20 protein-coding genes and 2 pseudogenes are annotated in these 15,450 nt (G+C 62.5%); 18 read left to right on the forward strand and 4 right to left on the reverse strand.

Annotation, left to right across the window (positions count from 1 at the left end; translation table 11 throughout):
* The first annotated feature begins 39 nt into the window (after positions 1-39).
* The 5 genes from R4P70_RS31865 (at position 40) to R4P70_RS31885 (ending at position 2,955) form a co-directional block, all read left to right on the forward strand.
* Positions 40-372 (forward strand): HNH endonuclease family protein, encoded by a 333-nt coding sequence (locus R4P70_RS31865; RefSeq protein WP_225320464.1) that lies wholly within the window; start codon positions 40-42, stop codon positions 370-372.
* Positions 373-375: 3 nt separating this feature from the next.
* Complete coding sequence (locus R4P70_RS31870) at positions 376-798, forward strand: hypothetical protein (RefSeq protein ID WP_051721009.1); 423 nt, start codon at positions 376-378, stop codon at positions 796-798.
* Between the two features lie 33 nt (positions 799-831).
* Positions 832-1,158, forward strand: coding sequence for a hypothetical protein (locus tag R4P70_RS31875; protein WP_030538009.1), 327 nt, complete (start codon positions 832-834; stop codon positions 1,156-1,158).
* Between the two features lie 28 nt (positions 1,159-1,186).
* A complete protein-coding gene (locus tag R4P70_RS31880) occupies positions 1,187-2,080 on the forward strand; it encodes a hypothetical protein (protein ID WP_021334669.1) in 894 nt (297 codons plus the stop codon).
* Positions 2,081-2,391: 311 nt separating this feature from the next.
* Complete coding sequence (locus R4P70_RS31885; protein ID WP_030538008.1) at positions 2,392-2,955, forward strand: hypothetical protein; 564 nt, start codon at positions 2,392-2,394, stop codon at positions 2,953-2,955.
* A 21-nt stretch (positions 2,956-2,976) separates the two neighbouring features.
* Here R4P70_RS31885 and R4P70_RS31890 read toward each other — a convergent pair whose 3' ends face one another.
* Positions 2,977-3,828: a phosphoadenosine phosphosulfate reductase family protein gene (locus R4P70_RS31890; protein ID WP_021334666.1), complete on the reverse strand. Its 852-nt coding sequence runs from the start codon at positions 3,826-3,828 to the stop codon at positions 2,977-2,979.
* Positions 3,829-4,464: 636 nt separating this feature from the next.
* Here R4P70_RS31890 and R4P70_RS31895 point away from each other — a divergent pair.
* From R4P70_RS31895 to R4P70_RS31920, 6 genes are all read left to right on the forward strand, one after another.
* Positions 4,465-5,139: a hypothetical protein gene (locus R4P70_RS31895; protein WP_225320437.1), complete on the forward strand. Its 675-nt coding sequence runs from the start codon at positions 4,465-4,467 to the stop codon at positions 5,137-5,139.
* Positions 5,100-5,789 (forward strand): MinD/ParA family protein, encoded by a 690-nt coding sequence (locus R4P70_RS31900; RefSeq protein ID WP_230587723.1) that lies wholly within the window; start codon positions 5,100-5,102, stop codon positions 5,787-5,789. Before R4P70_RS31895 ends, R4P70_RS31900 begins: the two co-directional genes overlap by 40 nt.
* A 97-nt stretch (positions 5,790-5,886) precedes the next feature.
* Entirely contained in the window at positions 5,887-6,558 is a 672-nt protein-coding gene (locus R4P70_RS31905; protein WP_021334665.1) for a hypothetical protein, read from the forward strand.
* Positions 6,558-6,995 carry a hypothetical protein gene (locus R4P70_RS31910; protein ID WP_021334664.1) on the forward strand — a complete coding sequence of 146 codons (438 nt, stop codon included), beginning with the start codon at positions 6,558-6,560 and terminating at the stop codon, positions 6,993-6,995. Before R4P70_RS31905 ends, R4P70_RS31910 begins: the two co-directional genes overlap by 1 nt.
* On the forward strand, positions 6,992-7,855 hold the full coding sequence (locus R4P70_RS31915; protein WP_021334663.1) for an RAMP superfamily CRISPR-associated protein: 864 nt from the start codon (positions 6,992-6,994) through the stop codon (positions 7,853-7,855). Before R4P70_RS31910 ends, R4P70_RS31915 begins: the two co-directional genes overlap by 4 nt.
* Entirely contained in the window at positions 7,855-8,574 is a 720-nt protein-coding gene (locus R4P70_RS31920; RefSeq protein ID WP_021334662.1) for a hypothetical protein, read from the forward strand. Before R4P70_RS31915 ends, R4P70_RS31920 begins: the two co-directional genes overlap by 1 nt.
* A 44-nt stretch (positions 8,575-8,618) precedes the next feature.
* Here R4P70_RS31920 and R4P70_RS31925 read toward each other — a convergent pair whose 3' ends face one another.
* The 3 genes from R4P70_RS31925 to R4P70_RS31935 form a co-directional block, all read right to left on the reverse strand.
* Complete coding sequence (locus R4P70_RS31925; protein WP_149357546.1) at positions 8,619-9,284, reverse strand: hypothetical protein; 666 nt, start codon at positions 9,282-9,284, stop codon at positions 8,619-8,621.
* 115 nt (positions 9,285-9,399) lie between these two features.
* Positions 9,400-10,104 (reverse strand): hypothetical protein, encoded by a 705-nt coding sequence (locus tag R4P70_RS31930; protein WP_021334660.1) that lies wholly within the window; start codon positions 10,102-10,104, stop codon positions 9,400-9,402.
* 87 nt (positions 10,105-10,191) lie between these two features.
* Entirely contained in the window at positions 10,192-10,368 is a 177-nt protein-coding gene (locus R4P70_RS31935; protein WP_021334659.1) for a hypothetical protein, read from the reverse strand.
* A 252-nt stretch (positions 10,369-10,620) separates the two neighbouring features.
* Between R4P70_RS31935 and R4P70_RS31940 the strand changes: the two are divergent.
* The 7 genes and pseudogenes from R4P70_RS31940 to R4P70_RS31970 all read left to right on the forward strand — a co-directional run.
* A pseudogene (locus R4P70_RS31940) lies at positions 10,621-11,724 on the forward strand (AAA family ATPase).
* Positions 11,721-12,959 (forward strand): DUF2201 family putative metallopeptidase, encoded by a 1,239-nt coding sequence (locus R4P70_RS31945; protein WP_030538005.1) that lies wholly within the window; start codon positions 11,721-11,723, stop codon positions 12,957-12,959. The pseudogene R4P70_RS31940 and the gene R4P70_RS31945 overlap by 4 nt, the downstream one beginning before the upstream one ends.
* Entirely contained in the window at positions 12,956-13,150 is a 195-nt protein-coding gene (locus R4P70_RS31950; RefSeq protein WP_021334726.1) for a hypothetical protein, read from the forward strand. Before R4P70_RS31945 ends, R4P70_RS31950 begins: the two co-directional genes overlap by 4 nt.
* Positions 13,147-14,361 carry a hypothetical protein gene (locus tag R4P70_RS31955; protein ID WP_021334725.1) on the forward strand — a complete coding sequence of 405 codons (1,215 nt, stop codon included), beginning with the start codon at positions 13,147-13,149 and terminating at the stop codon, positions 14,359-14,361. Before R4P70_RS31950 ends, R4P70_RS31955 begins: the two co-directional genes overlap by 4 nt.
* A gap of 39 nt (positions 14,362-14,400) precedes the next feature.
* Entirely contained in the window at positions 14,401-14,646 is a 246-nt protein-coding gene (locus R4P70_RS31960; RefSeq protein WP_371734675.1) for a hypothetical protein, read from the forward strand.
* A 39-nt stretch (positions 14,647-14,685) separates the two neighbouring features.
* Positions 14,686-14,856: a hypothetical protein gene (locus tag R4P70_RS31965; protein ID WP_166503024.1), complete on the forward strand. Its 171-nt coding sequence runs from the start codon at positions 14,686-14,688 to the stop codon at positions 14,854-14,856.
* 39 nt (positions 14,857-14,895) lie between these two features.
* A pseudogene (locus R4P70_RS31970) lies at positions 14,896-15,450 on the forward strand (hypothetical protein); the annotation flags it as partial.

Raw genomic sequence — 15,450 nt, forward strand, 5'->3', positions numbered from 1 at the left:
GCCCACATATCCCGAATCCGTGGAAGGAAGCCCAGGATGATGTCAACGGCACTACCTACTAGCTACGGATTACACGTGTATCCCCTTGCCCGAGCATGGAAAATGGGCGCTTCGACTTGGACGGTCGACAAACGAATCCAGTTTGCCAACGACATCGATCGCAACCTGATGGCCGTGGACGGACCGACCAACGGGAAGAAATCCGACAAAGGACTCGATGAATGGATGCCCCCCAATACGGCGTACGGATGCGAGTATGCGGCACGCTATTTGACAGTCGCCCGCGACTACGCGTTGAGCGTCACCACCAGTGACCTCCACAGCGCTTCACTTGCGTGCGGTCTAGATCCGGAAATAACCAAGGAGAAATGACAGATGAGCCCCACACCGACCAACAAGAAGGCAGTGGACACAGCACGCAAGAGCGCTGAGGCACTGGCACACAAAGCTCTTCAGGCACGTGTATCGCTTGTCGGAGCAATTGGTGAGGCGCAAGCCTCTGCGCAGGAAATACTCGATCAGCGCGAGGTTCTCCTTGCCAAGCACGCCCAGGAACTCGAATCGCTTGACGCAGAGCACGCGCGCGCGGAAGACACGATCAAAACCGCATACGACACAGCCATTTCCGGTGGCTGGACAGCGCGTGAACTCACAGATATGGGCTACTCGGCGCCGAAGAAGAAGAAGAAGGCTCGTCGACAGAAGCCGGCCGCCGCCGAAACAACGTCCCAGGCCGCACCGCCCGCATCACCGAATCACACCGGTGAACAGCCCAGCAGCGCCGGTACCAACGACTAAATCGCCTGCCAGCTTTGCAGAACAGAGGAGCTCATGATGGACCACAACTCGCCGCTCGATATCGATTCGGTCGTACGTGTCCTCCCGAGCTGCACCAGCTGCGAACTGGAGAAACAAGCCGGCGTCGACGTGACTCATATCCGTCCGGCGCAGTGGGCTCTTACTCTGAGAGACTGCTGCGCCGGGTGGACCCCGACTCCGCATTTGGTGTGCCACATACATTTCGTGGAACTCGTCACCCAGCACCTTCCCGCCCAATGCGCGATGTGCGGGCGAACCAGCAGGAACATCTCCGACGTCCTCGACACTGCGATGACCTTGGGGACTCAAGTTCCCACTCCGCATCGCAAAACGGCGTGAGTTGACTCGTTCGAGGAAGTGGACCCCTATGTCTCGCAGTTACACCAGGTCGAACCCTGACGGAGTATCCGGTGTCGTCGATGTCGACGGCGGAAACTCGAATATAGCGACGAAGAAGCAAGCTCTCGTCATCCCGGAACAACGGTATGCGGAGCGAGAGAAGGAAAGAGCTTCCGCACGGAACCTCGACTCGGCCACCGAAGGGATGAGCCTGACCCGAGCTTCGAAGGACCTCAACCGCGCATTTCCTCGGCCGGGAACTGCCCCGATCACAGATGCGAGATTGCGCCGCAACTTGCCCGGTGAGATCGAGCTCCGCAAAAACTTGAGTTCGAGACAACGCAAAGCGCGATCGGTGGCCAAACGTGCTGTCCTTGACACAATGCCCGGGACACAACATCGGGCGTTGAACGGTTTGGTGTCGGACCCGAAGACATGGGCTGAGACGAATGCCGCTCTGTCGAGAGTCAACGGTGACGCTGTTCTGCTTGACGATAAACAGCGAAAAGAGGTCCAACGGATCGACCGTGCGATCCAATCAGCGGAGTCGAAAACAGGTCGAGGCCATCTGGTCTACACCGAAGTCACGATGCCGCATCCGATAGCGGGGCAGCATGATTGGCCATCGAATCTGCAACCAGGCGCGGTGATTTCCTTCGACCGCTTCACGGCCGGCACTCACACACTTCACGAACTGGATGCACACCGCGGGCCCAACGACGTTGCCTTCGAGATCGAAACCAGTCGCGGAATGTACCTGGGGCAATCCGATAGCGGAAACAACACCGCGCACGTGCTGCCCCGAGGAATGCATGTCGAAGTCGTCGCCATACACAACGCCCCTTACGAACGGCCTGGTCAGCCGCCTGGCGAAAGAATCGTCGTGCAACTGCGCGAGATCACGACAACCGAAGCGACTTGAGAAATAGAGGTTCAGCATGGCTTACACAGACGCACAAGGCCGCCCCGAAATCTTCATGCACCCCGAGATCCTGGCAGGGAAGTCGACATTCAGCCTCGTAGAACCGGCTTCGGGCGATTCGGCGGTCGAGCATCCCGAAAATAACAACACTGCCGGCGCAAAGAAAAATCGGAGGCCACCCAAAGGGTGATGCCTCCGACTCTCACTGTGCAATCTCAGTGCACTGACTCTAACCGAGGTAGGGCAGAGGATGCAACTGAAAAGTGCACTTGTACAACACTAATCAACAGCACGAGACAATGGAGAACACTGTGAAACGACGTTCGACCAGACGCTGCATCATCGCGATTGCAGCAATGACCGCGGCCACAGTTGCAGGGTGTACCGATTCGGGATCTGAAAACGAGTCGTTGACGACAAGCGCCACCAGTGAATCGTCTGCCTCGTCGACGTCCGGCACAGCACCCACTCAGGCGGGCGTCACGGACGTCAGAGGACAGGCGGGCATCACCACCGGAACTGCTGATCCCTTTCCAACGTCGCAGCTCCAGCAAGGTACTGCCCCGCCGGTTCAGCCCGGAATTTCGCCGGCGTCCGCCGCAACTGCTGGCGACCTGTGTGGGACAGTCGTCCCCCACGCCACAGGCGCCGTCCAACCAGTGATCGTCCTAACCGGATCTGTCGAGTGCGCAACGGCCCTTGCAATCAGTGAGCGATACCTCAATGACACTTCGGTGGTCATCGAAGGTCAAGGGCGGTTCGCCACAGTGGAAGGATGGCGCTGCAACTGGCCGTACGTCGACGGCCGCTCCCATGCCGAGTCCTACCTCCAATGCACCGACTCCGCCCAAAACTCGTTCAAGATCGGCGACTAACACCCGCTTCACACTTAGGTGTCAGATGTACTCGCGGATACGGGGAAGTGCATCGGCGATTTCCTCGAACAATGTCGGCCATCCGCGTCGTAGCCACGTGACCCGGCCTTGTTCGAGGAAGTGCCCGTCGATGAGATGGCTGACCCGCAAGTTTTCGTCGGAGACGCCGAGACCACGTAGTTTGTCGTAGATCGGGTTGGCCGGCAGCTTGTGTCGAGCCAGGTAGCCCCAGACATCGTCGCGGCTCCAATCCCAGGCCGGCCCAATCACGCGAGTTCCGTCGGCGCGCGAGATCAAGCCACCGTGTGCCTGGCGTTGCTCCGCCTTAGTGGCACAACACGTTCGGCAGTTTCGTTCGATTTCGAGCGCGAGATTGCTGTGATAGAGCGACCATCGACCTGTGCCTTTGACAGATTCGTCGGCGCGTACGCCCCATATCTCGCCTGGCCCGTGGTCGGCGTGCGCGCGACGAGCTGGCTCAGCAATCAATGATTCGTGCAGTGAAACGGACTTTGGGTAGTCCGCCGCGCGTTCGTGCTGCCAACCCCCGTCGCGGGAGAGCATTTCCAGTAATGGGGGCTCTGCCGCATATACCTGAAAGTTCAACTTCCATTCCTGTGCCACTCGCTGCACGAATTCGTACGTCTCAGGAAACTCCGCTCCGGAGTCGAAGAAGACGACGGGAACATTCGGCTCCACGGAAAGGGCGAGGTGAAGCACGACAAGCGAATCCTTACCGCCGGAGAACGCGACGTAGCCGTCATTATCTTCGAGGTGTGCAGCGATTTTCGCTCGTATTGACTCCAGATCGTGCCGGATAGGGCGGAATGCATTGAGCGTGGCCATGTTCAAGCCATCCGGAGTTGCACTCATCCTGTTCCCTTCATGAGGGTTTCAACCCTATCGGCAGTCTCTCCGCTTCGTGCGAAGCGCGTATCTGTGTGTGAATCCCGGAGACGGGAGCAGATATTGACTGCTCGTCGTGTATCCAGTCGGTGATACGTTCGCCAAAATCGCCCAAAACGAATTTCCAACGAAAGTGGGGGACCATGTCCAGCGACCAGAATAATCCCGAATTGCCACCATGGCTCGATGCCAGCGCCGATGACGGTGAGAACCCTCTGGACAGCGGCGGCCATCAAGTTCACACCGAAGACCGCGTCGCACGTCACGCACCACATCCGCATGAGAGATCATCGCCAGTCGACGCCGCACCCCCAGCGCAGCCATTCGTCCCGTCAGCTCCCACGCACGCAACCGAAGCCGGAGCGCCTGCGGCCAAACGGCGGCTGGCAGCCGATCGCCCCGCAGGAGGCGCGTCAGAGCAAGCCGCAACCGACTACGCCCGATCCGCTCGATCACATCCGGAGTGTTCACGCGGAGTCAGAGACAGCGCAAAGGAGCCCGTCGTCCACCCGCCACGTTGACTCCACCCTGAATCAGGAAGCGCCTGTTGCGCACCCACAGCCGGTTCCGCCTGGTCCATCGCGGGTCGCAAATGTCCGGGTCGTGTCGCCCTCGAACCTGCCGCCGGCGAGCTCGCAGCCTGTACCCCCGACCACTTCGTCGAGTGCGCCCAACGCCGCAGTCGAATCAGCTCCGTCATGGGATCCGCCGACGACAGCGTTTCCTGCTCAAGGCGCCGGCGTCGACACTCAAGGATCTCGCGGCACTGGTGGATACAACGCCTCGGCCCCGCAGACTGAAGAACCGCGTTCTCACACCGCGCAGTATCAGCAGCCGTTGAGCGCGGGTCAGACCCACCCTCATTCCACCGCTCAGCCGGCCGCGCCAGCGGTAGGCCAATACGGTCAACAGCACTACAACGGCGCACCGCCGCAGGGACCTGCCATTCAACCGCGTCAGGTCAACCCCGGAATCGCCTCTGGTTTCCGATCCTCAACCCCTCCGAGGCGCACTATCGACGACCTCGACATCATCCGTCGTGCGAAGCGCCCGCCGGCGAAAGGTTTCCGCCGCTTTCTGTTCAAATTGACCGGGGGCAAGGTCAACCCGGGTCAGTCGCAGGCAGAGCTCGAGTACCTCGAATTGGTCAAACGGATCAACCAGCCTTCGCGAGGCGTGTACAAATCGCCTTCGTTTCCCTCAAAGGTGGGGCGGGAAAAACAACTGCAGCCAAAACAGTGGGGTCGACGTTCGCCTCGCTACGAGGTGACCGTGTGATCGCGATCGATGCCAACCCGGACGCCGGAACCCTTGCCGATCGCGAGCATCGCGAGCACCGATACACCGTTCGAGACCTGCTGGCAGATCACCACATCCGCACTTACAGCGATGTGAGGCACTACGCCTCTCAGGGGGACAGTCGTCTGGAAATCCTCGCCAACGAAACTGACCCGGCCACCTCCGAAGCCTTCAACGAGCAGGACTATCTCGACGCGCTCAAAACGTTGGAAGTGCACTACATCATCATCATCACCGATTGCGGAACCGGCATGATGCATTCAGCGATGAAGGGTATCCTCGACGAGGCGGATGCAGTCGTCGTGGTCAGCCCCACCGCCCAAGACGGCGCACGATCGGCTGTCTCCACCTTGGCATGGCTCAACGAGCAAGGACATCAACGCCTGGTGGAAAAGGCAGTGGTGGTAGTCAATTCGACACGGCCGGGATCCTCCTCACTCGACCTGAGTCAGCTCGAAGACGTCTTCCGCCAACAAGGCGTACGAGCGGTCCGCATCATCCCGTTCGACGAACACCTCGGGGAAGGCGGCCCGATCGACCTGCTGCTGCTGAGCAAGAAGACCGAACGTGCGTACCTCGAACTCGCGGCGGATCTCGCCGACGATTTCGTGAACAAGGGACCCGCATAACGAAACCGACGCTGGCGGCCTCGACAGCTGCTGATCATCCACTGCCGTAATGTGCGCGGTGTTCGTAATGTCATGTGCCGCAGATAGCTTGCTTTGCATGACCGACTCGAACGCTGTGAGCATCGAAGACGTGTGCACCGCCGCACACAGGGCAGTTGATCCCCCACCTGTCGAAGGTCGCCGCTGCGGTGGCCCCTGCGCCCGCTGCGGGCGTGAGAGCCCCGGCAACATCTCTGTCAGCTCCGTCGTTTCCCGCACATTCACTGCCTTCGACGGGTGGTCCTCGCCCGCCGCGCAAGGGATGTGCCACGTCTGCGCGTGGGTCTACCGCACCCCAGCACTGCGTCTGAACATCCAGTTGGTGGGAGCGTGCCCACCAACACTGAAAACTTTGACTTCGAGACAACTCGGAGCGCGCCTACGGAAACCGTTAACCTCCGCGCACGCGCTCGTCGTGCCAGTGGGTATGCGTCGCAAACACCTTCTCCCTCATGCGCGGTGGGGCGAAATTGGTGTCGACGACATCTCGTTGTCTTGGACCAAACACGATGTACACACTCTCGCTGCGATGCGCCGCCTGCGCGCGGACGGCTTCGGAGAGCGGATGCTGGCAGCGAGCGCACCGCAATTCGCGATGATGCGCCGACTTCCTGCCGCACGGTGGACGGGACTCCTCGAAGACTGGGCAGAACTTGATCGATGGCGCGCGGCACCCCCATGGTGGGAACTCGCCCTGCGCGCCTCCTCCTCGAACAGGAAGGAACCGTAGTGGCAACCTCCACTGACAAATGGCTTGCTTCCGTTCCCGAACTACCCGCACTGACCGGGGCTCACTCGACCGCTGAACGACTACTTCTGTTGCTGCACTACGGAATTGACTGGGAAAACGGATGGGTAGCATCCCGCCGAGCCGTGTACTGGGAACACCACCTCCCCGATCGTGTCCGGCTCGCCACCTACCGGTGCGGCGCCGATCTCGACCGATGGTGGGGCATCGTGTCGGAGAAGCTCGAATCCCGACCCAACGCATCGCAGCGACTCGAACTCTCGCAACTACTGAGAGAACCACCGAAGCCAGTGCTGGCAATCATGCGCGAATCGACTCGGGCGCTGGTGCTTCGAACGCAGATCGTTGCGACGGCATACCGAGAGTCCCAAACCCACACCCGGCGGCAGCGCGACAACGCAGGAGAAACATCACCATGACCAGCACTGTGCATTGGGATCTGGACATCTATGCACTGTCGTCTATCTCGCACAAAGACGACAGCACCTCGACAACCACGGCCCTCTTTCGCCGTGAAGAAGTAATCCAGCTCGACGGGACGGGGGAGCTCGTTCCGATCATCTCCGGCAACTCCTTCCGCGGAACACTGCGACGCATCGGTGAGGAACTCCTCCGCGATGTGCTCGACTACGAGGGCACACTGTCGCTGCCGGCGGCCCACACCCTCCGTAGCGGAGGAGCGCTACGAAAAACCAAGGGCGAACCCCTCTCCGGAAGCAGACTCGAGCATGCACGAAATCTCATCCCCCTGATCGGCGTCTTCGGAGGTAACAGCAGCTCCACGATGATCAAGGGCCGCGCCCAGATCGGGAAAGTCGTACCGCGGGTCAAAGAGACCGAACACATCATGTCCAGACCGTCGAAGCTTCCGTTACTGAGCCAGTTCGAGCTGCTGGGCATCGAGCGGTACAGCCGATTCGACGACTCGGACACCGCAGACTTCCCATCAACCGCCGCGGCAGAGTCCGACGCGGAGAACTCGGCGACCGGCTCCCATCTGATGCGCTACGAAGTCGAGACCTTACCTGCGGGAACCACCTTCGAATCCTGGATCCGCCTCACCCGAGCCACCGATCTGCAGATCGCCTTCTTCACGGACGTCCTCGCCGAATTCACAGCAGCAGGACGACTCGGTGGGCGATTGTCGATCGGCCACGGGATGGTTCGCGTCGAATCCACGCGATCGACGACAGCCGGCACCACAGCATCTGCGGTGGATTGGCGCGAACATCTGCGCAGTGTCCGAGACGACGCGCTGGAAGTTCTGGCGAACTGGTGATGAGGCCGCTACTGGTGAAAGCGAGACTCGCCCACGGAATCGCGCACGCCGCACCGTGGGGAGTGAGCCTCGACGGACTACTCGCCGCAGAAATATGGGCAGACCAGAAGGCGGGCAAGCGCGATCGAGGCGAGGACGTAGCTGCGCTGGCAGCGGACGTGGACCCTGTAGACCTCGATTTGCCCTTGGCTCGATGCGAACTGTCAGGCGGAGACCTGTGGCACTGGGCAGCTACTTGTGCGTATCCCGAGAAACCTGTCGACCATCCAGTGGTGCGCTACTGGACGGGGCGCCCCGATCATGCGGCGCTCGGAGATCTCGTGGCAGATCTCCCGGGCGTCGTCTCGGAAAGGCAAGGCCCGTACCGGTCGCGGAGCATGCCGTTGTTGGTCACGAGCACCGACACCGTGACATGGCAATGTGTGGGAGACGATGACCGGATCATGGCGATCCTGCACGGTGTCGCCGCGATCGGAAAGAAACGTAGTCAGGGCGAAGGTCGAGTTCTGCGGTGGGAAGTGACGCCTCTCGACGAGTCTTTTGGCTGGTCGGCAGGGCATCTCCATATTGATGGCAGCCTCGGTCGGCCAACCCCGGATGGATGCCTGCACGGAACCGCGGTGGCAACCGGTGGCCGAGGACCCACGGGTCTGCGGCCGCCGTACATGCACGGTTTCCGCCGGCACACGCTCAACCTGCCGTTCTCGCTCACTGTGTGAGTAGCGAAGACGATCTTGGAGCCAAGTTCTGTCGTGGCGCTCGGCTATTGCGCGGTACCTGAACTGGGGTTCTCTGGCCTGCTAGCGATAGTCATCAGCGCCCTGTACGCACGATCTCGACGCCCTTCCGGGACGAGTTGCCACGAACGGTGTTGTGGGTTTTCGAGTGCCACAGCTAGCTTCTCGAGTCTGCGTGGGTCGTTTTCCGTCATCGTCACATCACGTTCGACGATCGGATTGCCAATCGCACTGGCGAGGATCGCAGCGTCATCGAGATGGCGTTGCGTGTCCCTGCGGTCACTGATGAAAGCTGCCCCCTTGAGGATCAGAGCCCCCAGAACGGTCGGCAGGCTCAAACGGGTTGGTACCCCGTCAATTTCGATCGTGCAGTTCACGGTTTTCCGCAATGCAGATGTGGCACCTGGGACCTGGAAGACCGGGTGCCCTTTCAGCTTCGGGACATGCTTCGGTGGTAGATGGTCGGCGACCATCACATCGACTATCTCGGGCGTCTTTTCTCCTCCACGTGTAAACCGGTGGATGGGGTCGTCGTCCTGGAGCGACCAGCGGAGTTCGTAGCCGAGATCCTCGAGTTGTTTCTTGACTTCGTTGAATACGGCTGCGCCGGTTTCTATGTGCAGCACGATGTCGACATCAAGGGTAGGTCTGTTGAGTGGCACTCCTGCTTTCGCTGCGTGCAGCTGCACCATCAGCCCCCCGATCAGTGTCCATTGTTCGGACGGGATCGCGTTGGCCAGTTCCGCGGCTTGCGGCCACGGTGTAGCCCACCCGCCGGCAGGCGCCTGAATAGTCCACTCGGGACGTTCAACGGAAGTCATCGAGTAGCTCCTGGAGTACGCGCGTGCCGGCGCTGCGCTGGCGGGTGTCGAGTGATTCCATCAGATCGACGGCGACGGCCGCGATCGGAAGCGTCGCCGTGCGGAAGAATGGGTTCAGGGCGGAAACGACCCGGAGGGTGACATCTCCGTTTTGGGAGAGCATTCCGAATTGTTCTACGACGTCGTCGAAGTCGTCGTCGACGATGTACCCGTCGGCTTTGCCGTGTCTCGCGGAGGACAGTCCGAATCGCGCCGCTGTTTTCGGTACGTGGATGATCGCGCTGGTACCGGTGGCGGCGAGGTAGCCGCCCCTGATCAGGACATCTACGTCGCCCTCCCCCCAGGTCTCCATGTGGTGTGTGGTGGCGCGGTTTCTGGCGAGGTAGGCAACTTCTGCCGCGGATGACCGGCGTAAACGATGTTTGAGTCGGGTGATCTGTGTCGGAGAAGCGATCCAGTCGACTTTGCACTGGGAAAGCAAGGCCAGGGCTGCCCAGGAAACTTCGGGACTCCATGGGCGTCCGGGATGGCGGGAGCTCTGGACCATCCGATGGACGGATGCGCTGTTGAGCAGGAGAGAATTGCCCACCTCGCGGGCGATGGTGATGGAACCGGCGCGAGCGAGTCTGGTGACCTGCCGTTCGGTCACCGAGAGTGCAGCGGCAGCATCGTGCACCGTCATCTCATCCATGCCTTATATGGTCGCATTCGAGACCATATAAGGCAATAACAGCACTACATCGTGCAATTATTTGATGTGCGATCGAATGCAGTTCTATCAGTCCTGCGGATTCCTAGCGGCGACGAGGTTGGTCAAGTCAGTCGGCCAGGGGTACTTTCCCGGTGCGTCTGTCACGGATTCGACGATGGCCTTTCCCGCGGCTTCATCGATCTCGATGATGGAGAACACCGACGTACCGGTGGTGTGGATCCGGACGTGATCGCCGACCTGCATGTGTGAATCTCTTTCTCGTATTCTGCGATGTTTCGCAGCTCCGCACTATCTCAGGTGTGTACGACACGATCTGGCACACGGAGGGGCGAGAGTCGGCCGGTCGGCCGGCCCCTCGCCCCGCCCCCGGCACGGCGAGGGGCGGGGTCATTTGAGGCCACAGAATCCGTCATTTGCGCAGTTCAGGCCGTATAATTCGAGGTGTCCTGTTGAGTGCGCGACTGACCATCGTGCCGATTTTTTTGGAGCGTTCTGATGGCTGATTTGGCTACTGCTGTGACTGTGTTGGATGCGAATGGGCGGGCGGGGGTGCCGTCGTTGTTGATTTCGGGTCCGGGTATGGGCAAGTCGAGTTTGGTGCGTGGGTTGGCAGCGGCGGATGGGGTGCTGTGCAAGACGGTGTTGGGGTCGTTGCGTGAGCCGTCGGATTTCGCGGGATTGCCGGTGGTGCGGGAGAACGGCGTGACGTTGGAGGCTCCGGCGTGGGCGAAGGAATTGGTGGCCGGTGGTGGCGGGTATCTGTTTCTGGACGAGTTGACGACGAGTCCGCCTGCTGTCCAGGCGGCGATGTTGGCGGTGGCGCTGGATCTGACTGTCGGTGATGTGCAGTTGCCGAAGGGGACTCGGGTGATTGCGGGGGCGAATCCTCGTCGATTGCGCTGCTGGTGGGTACGAGTTGGAAGCGCCGTTGGCGAATCGGTTCTGCCATGTGGAGTTCACGCCGTCTGTCGATGAGTGGTTGGACGGTATGGCGACGGGGTGGGGTGCGCCGCCTGCCTCGCGTGCGGTGGCCACCGATGAGCAGCGGGCCTGTGTTGGTGCGCAGTTCGATCACCGGCTTTGTGCAGCGCAATCCTGATGCGTTGGATGCGTTTCCGTCGTCGGCGGCGAAGACCGGTGGCGCGTGGCCGTCGCGTCGTACGTGGTCGATGTTGGCGGCGGTGTTGCCGCATTTGCGCGAGGACGACAACGCGGCGATCAACACGGCGGTGTTCGGGTTGATCGGTGAGGGCGCGGGCGTGGAGTTCTTTTCAGTGGCGACGTAGCGCCGATCTGCCCGATCCGGTTGCGGTGGTGGAGAATCCCGAGTCGGCGTTCGATTGGCAGTCGCGTCCTGATCTGGTGTGGGCGGTGTTGTCCGGTGTCACGGCGTGGGCGGTGGGGCGCGGCACGGTGGAGGCCTGGCGCAGTGCGTGGGGTCCGCTGATCGCGGCTGCGGAGGCGGGCGCACCGGACGTGGCGGGCGCGGCGGCGCGCACGCTGGCGAAGGCGCGACCGGCGAAGGCGACTGTCCCGGCGTCTGCCCGTCGGTTCGCTCCGATGTTGACCGCTGCGGGTCTGATGGAGGCGGCAGCATGAGCGGTGTTCGGGTGCTCGCGAGCGATGAGTTGCGGGCGTTTCGCCTGGCACGGCTGGTTTCTGCCGAACAGATGCCGTATTTCATGCGGGCGTTGTTCGCAGCGCGGCCTGTTGCTGCACCGGGGTTGGGCACGTTCGCGGTGGATGCGCAGTGGCGGCTGTATCTCGATCCGGCGTTGTTGGTGGGGGCGGGTGCGTGGCCGGTGCCGGTGGCGGGTGCGGTGTTGCTGCACGAGGTCGGGCACTTGCTGCGGGCACACGGTGTGCGGGGGCAGTCCTTGCCGAAGCCGGTGCACCACGTGGCGTGGAATTACGCGGCGGACGCGGAAATCAACGACGACTTGCTGGCGGCGGGCGTCGGGTTACCGGACGGGGTGATCACTCCACAATCGTTCGGGTTCGAGGACGGCGGAATCGCAGAGGACTATTACACGCACCTGATCGATCCGGCTACGGGACAACAGTTTCCAGACGACGACGATGTGGGATGCGGGTCCGGTGCGGGGTGCGCGCCGGTGCCGGGGGAGTTGGGCGCGGCAGCGGGGGAGATCGCGGACGGGTTGGACGGCGCGGAAGCGGATCTGGTGCGCCGTCATGTGGCGCGGGCGGTGCAGGCGGCGCAAGGGATGGGGCGCGGGAGCGCACCGGCAGGGTTGGCGCGGTGGGCTGGTGAGGTTCTCGCGCCGCCGACCGTGCCGTGGGATCGGGTGTTGCGTGCGGTGATCCGGCGCGCGTTGGCGGATCAGTCGGGGCGGACGAACTACAGCTATGCGCGTCCGTCGCGGCGCAGCGTGCCGGGGATCGTGGTCCCGGCGATGCGGGGTCCGTCGATCACGGTGTCGATTGTGATCGACACGTCGGGGTCCATGTCGGCGGGTGATCTGTCGGCGGCGATGGGTGAGGTGGCGGGTGTGCTGCGGGCGGGCGGTGTAGCGCGGGAGCGGGTACGGATTCTCTCGTGCGATGCGAAATCGACGTCTGCGCAGGCGGTGCGGTCGGTGGCCGATGTGGTGTTGGTGGGCGGCGGCGGTACGGATATGCGCGTCGGGATCGACGCGGCGAACGCGGCCCGTCCTGCCCCGCACGTGGTGATCGTGTTGACGGACGGGGATACGCCGTGGCCGGATCGGCCGTCGCGGGCGCATCTGGTGTGCGCGGTGATCGGCAACGACGGCGCACTGGCGCGGACCCCGGAATGGGCGTCGAGTGTGCAGATCCCGGTCGGTGCGTTGTGAACTCGGTGAGCGGTGACCTGTTGCGGTACGCGCAGCAGGTGTTGACCGGGACTTCTCACGCGCCGGATCAGGTGGCGAGCGTGGTCGCCGGTACCGGCGAGGATGCGGCGGCGCGGGCCTTGCGTGCGGGGTGGGAGTGCGCCGCGAATCCGGTGGTCTTGGCGTGCGAGCAGGCGGAGGACGTGTCGTGAGCGTGGAATGGTTCGATCTGGCTCAGCGTCTCTATGCTGCCGAAACGGGGCGCCCCGTTGCTCGGCTCGCACACACCACGTTCACCCCGTCAGCGTCGGCGCTGGCGGTGCGTGCGAGCGCACGCGGCGGCAGCGTGAGCGTGTCCGCTGCGGCGTTCGGTGGACGCGAGGAAACCGCGTGCGATGAGGCCGGGTTGGCGTTGCTGGCACGGTTGGGCGGCACGCTGGCGGCGGATGCCCCGGCGATGTTGCTCACCGACGACGGCGGCACGATTCCGGCGCTGGTGGGGTTGGCGCGGGCGCACGCTCACCACAGTGACCCGAATATTTCCGGTAGTGCCGCGATGGTGGGGTGGTGGGCGGATCGGGCGGATCATCCCGGCACGTCGGCGGTGGTGAATCTTCCGGCCGCGTCGAGTTCTCGCTACGTGCTCGGAGTGGTGCCGGAAGCGCAGCGGTCGGCGAGGGTGTGGCGGACGTGGTTGCAGATCACCGGCGAGAGTGTCGCCGGGATGCACGAGTGGGCGCGTGCGATCGGCAGTGGCCGGTTATTGCCGCTGCTCGCTGCGATCGGTGAAGACGATGCGTATTCGTTTTCTCGGGCGCAATCCGCCTTGGTGGACGGTCACGACTGGTCACGTCCCGACAACACGGCCAGCGCCGCGATGGGCCTGCGAAGTCGTTGTGACGCAGCAGATGTGATGTCATCAGCCTTGCTCGATGATCCGATGTGGCGCGAGCGCGCACTGCACACCGGCCACGTCGCGGTAGGTGTGGCATCGATGACGCCGCCACCGAAGGGTTCACGTCGGCGCAACGGGTCGCTGTCGGTGACGTGCGAGCGTCTGGATTCACGCCTTCGGGTCGGATCTGCTGTCACCGGGTGGGTCGGTACACCGCGACGGCGACCGTTCGAGCAGTTCACCGTCGAGGTCACTAAGGCCGAGGTTGTCGGCGGGAAGTTGGTTCTCGGACTCGGTTCGGTGGGGATGTATGCGCCGCCGAGTGATGCGTCGGTGGTGTTGATGCCGCAAGCGGCGTCACCTTTCGCGATGCGCGCTGGTCGTGGCCGGTATTGGAGGCTCTACCGAGGTCGGCGGTCCTGGCTTTCGACGGGGCAGACGCCCGTCCCTTCCCGGCGTGAAGTGCCGTTGGACGTGCTCATAGCGGGCGCAGAGGAACCCGGCAGCATACCTGCCGTGGGTAAATAGCCAGTTCAGAGGCTTCTTTCAGGAAAGGTTTGATTCGTCATGCGCATTACTGCCTCGTCGTCGGATATCGCTGCCCCCTCCGGTTTGGTCCCGTCACCGCCGCGTCCGCCCGCTCCGTCGCTGACGGGGTGGCCGGGGTCGGAGATCATGGCCGACCCGATCACGGCGCGGGTGCTGTTTTCGGTGTGGTCGGGTGATCCTGCGGTGGTGGTGCCGTCCCCGCCATGGTGGATGTCGGGTGTTGTGGATAGTCTGTTGGTGCTTGTCCTATCAGGGCGTGACTGACCATCACGCTGATGTCTATCCCCGGAAGGGGTGTTTTTCGTGACCCGATTTGTCTTGTCTGAGTCCGAGTCCGGTGTGGATGCGGGGGTGGCGTTGGGTGTTCTGCCGGCTCGCGCTGCGGCCTATCTGCTTGCTAGTGGGTGGAGTGCCGATATGGAGGGAGGCGGTGTGACGGTGGGAGCGGCACTCGAGCGCTGCGCTGAGTCCTGATGGCAGTATCTGCTTGTCAAGGAGCTGTATCGGTGGCAGGTGCGCGGTGGTGTCCGCGACGACCTCTTCGAAGGCAGCCCAGCGGAAACAAATTCCGAGCGGGCCGCCGTGTTGTCGGCTGTTCGCACGGACTCTGCGGCGCTGGCGGAATTGTTCGGGCCGCAGTGGGCGGACATGGTTTCGCTGGCTGTGGCCGGAGACTTCAGTGAAGATCGGATGGTCGATTCGCTGGAGGCCGTCGATGCTGGCTGGTGGGCTGGATTCGCGTGGCCGGCGGCGATCGACGCGGCGAGTTCGGTTGCCGTCGAATCTGGACGCCGAAATCAGTTCCTGGCCGCGTTCAATGTGGCGTGCCGATTGGGGCACGGGGTGAGCCGGATTGCGGCTGCCGATGCGTCACGAGGTCTGGTGGTTCGGGATCTGATTGGAGTTCATGGTTTCGATCTCAGCCACTACGACCGATTGACCGGACCGTGGCGCCGGCACATCGGTGCGGTGCACCGGGATGACCGTCGGCGGAGGAATCGTCAAATTCTGTGGATTAAGGTGTGTCAGGCGACCTCGGATACCGGCGTGTCCGGTGACGGTTCCGGG

The organism is Rhodococcus sp. IEGM 1241 (assembly GCF_033142365.1).
Taxonomy (GTDB): Bacteria; Actinomycetota; Actinomycetes; order Mycobacteriales; family Mycobacteriaceae; genus Rhodococcus_F; species Rhodococcus_F erythropolis.